Source organism: Streptomyces sp. NPDC048659 (genome assembly GCF_040650575.1).
Lineage (GTDB): Bacteria > Actinomycetota > Actinomycetes > Streptomycetales > Streptomycetaceae > Streptomyces.
Map to the genome: position 1 here is coordinate 1 of NZ_JBEZHM010000108.1, position 750 is coordinate 750.

Consider the following 750-nt stretch of genomic DNA (forward strand, 5'->3'; position numbering starts at 1 on the left):
TCGGCTCGGGCGCCGGCTTCGTCAGGTCCGGCACTCCCCCGGACGCCCGCTCCCCGGCCCCCTTCGCGCCGCGCGCGGTCGGCACCGGCTTCGCGAGTGGGCGCACCCCGGGGCCTCCTGGCCCGGCCACCACGCCACACCCTGAAAGGAGTAGGACCATGAGCGACTCGCTCTCCCCGGAGACACCCGACGGCGTGGCCGACGCCGTAGCGTTCATCACCTCCGCAGCAAGCACGCTGATCGCCCAGAAGTGGGGCGTACGACCGCCCATGGTCCACAAGGCGCTCAGCACTCCCGAAGCAGTCGCCGTCACCACTACGCGCTACCTCCTGGCCCTCGGGGCCGGGAAGTCCCCCGCAGAAGCCGCAGGGCACGTGGGTCGCTCCCTGCTGGCCGACGCCAACCAGCGCGCCGCGTAGCGCCCGCGCCGCCCCGCCCCCCGCCCCGCTCACAACGTGAGCGGGGCACGCTGCTTTCTCCCGCCGCCCCCGCCGCTCCCGGCTCCCGGCTCCCGGCTCCCGGCTCCCGGCTCCCGGCTCCCGGCTCCCGGCTCCCGGCTCCCGGACGATCTCACCCGTGCCACCGCCAAATGGGCCGCCACGTCCCCTTACCTGCTGCCGTCCGGTCTATCCGCTCTGCTCGCCATGGTTCGCCCTAAGCCACCTACCGGTCACGTCCTTCGTCCGCCTGCACAGTTCTGGCGTTCCAACTCCGCTGTTCCTCTGTCCGTCGTCCGTACCGCTCCAACCC

At 73.3% G+C, this 750-nt stretch carries 1 protein-coding gene; it reads left to right on the forward strand.

The genetic code is table 11. The features are described 5' to 3' along the window. Nucleotides 1-158 precede the first annotated feature (158 nt). Nucleotides 159-419 carry a hypothetical protein gene (locus AB0C99_RS38600; RefSeq protein ID WP_327378639.1) on the forward strand — a complete coding sequence of 87 codons (261 nt, stop codon included), beginning with the start codon at nt 159-161 and terminating at the stop codon, nt 417-419. Nucleotides 420-750: the final 331 nt, after the last annotated feature.